This is a genomic window from Moorena sp. SIO2C4, assembly GCF_010672485.1.
GTDB lineage: Bacteria > Cyanobacteriota > Cyanobacteriia > Cyanobacteriales > Coleofasciculaceae > Moorena > Moorena producens.
On sequence record NZ_JAAHGN010001520.1, the window covers coordinates 1 to 1220 of the forward strand.

Genomic DNA, 1220 nt, shown 5'->3' on the forward strand with positions numbered 1-1220 from the left:
GAAACCCCCAAGACCGCGCTGCATCGCTGTAAGCCCCGTGGAAACCACGGCAGTTGCTCATGGGGGGAACCCCCAAGACCGCACTGCCTCCCCAAGACCGCGCTGCATCGCTTCCAACCCCTGACTACTATATTGCTCCGATTAATACAAAGGGTTATATTGCCGACGGATTTCCGATTCATATCTTTTCAAAATCTGAACTACTCAAATCCTTGGATATTGCTAACAAAAAAATAATTTGTATTTAACTAGTGCTCTCGATATATTTTGTCAAGATCAAGTGGGAAATTTCCCTAACTATTATTGAGCATATATCTTGATAATATAGTGAAATTATACATTAGTTTAAATCTGCTTAATTTATGAAAAATCTAGGTTATTGAATAATTCCAAGTCACTGCTGATAATTATCATGACTAATTCTATAGGAGCAAACAACTGAGAGGAAGAGTAGCGCTATTATGAAGATTACATTAGTATGCCATGATATTCCCTATCCGCCCATCCATGGGGCGCGATTAGACATGTGGCGAAGGATAAAAGCTTTCTCTAATTTAGGGACTGATATACAAGTTATCTGCTGGTGTAGCCATACTCCAAAACCAGAGGAAGTCCTGGAAATTAGGAAGTATGCCAAGCAAGTTTTTTTTATAAAGTTTCCAAGGACAGTCGGTTCTTTTATTCGGCGGATAATTGACTTACTCAAGTATCCTTTGGAAGTTACATCTAGAATTGTTAGAGGTAAAGAATTCAAGCTATTACTGTCTGATGTGGCTGGGTTTAATCCTGATGTTATATTCCTGGATGGTATTCACGGTGGAGAAGTAGCAAATCAGTTAAGTCAACACTTGAATCTGCTGCTGGTTATTCGCTCTCACAATATCGAGCATTTGTACTATAAGCGAAAACTTGCGTCTGCCAAAGGGTTAAACAAGCTCAAACGATATTTATCACTGTCTAACTTGGAAACCTATGAAACAAATTTACTAAAAAATAGTACTTTATTTTACGATATCTCCCTAGATGACCTAAATTTTTGGAGAAGTCAAGGATTGACCAATGGTCGCTACTTACCGCCTCTGATTGAGTTTCATGAAGAGAATAGGGAAGCAATATCCAGAGATAAACTAAGCACCAATCCTGTCTATGATATCGTTTTTTTGGGTAACCTCTTTTCGGACAACAATGTAGCGGGAATAATCTGGTTTATTACCCAAGTA

Annotated in this window: 1 protein-coding gene and 1 pseudogene; one reads left to right on the top strand and one right to left on the bottom strand. The window is 38.7% G+C overall.

All coding sequences use genetic code 11. The annotated features are described in order from the left end of the window. The coding region (locus F6K20_RS39160) for a hypothetical protein (protein WP_287298555.1) at positions 1-182 on the bottom strand (182 nt) is incomplete at its 3' end. Positions 183-461: 279 nt separating this feature from the next. Here F6K20_RS39160 and F6K20_RS39165 point away from each other — a divergent pair. Then, positions 462-1220: pseudogene (locus F6K20_RS39165) on the top strand (glycosyltransferase); the annotation flags it as partial.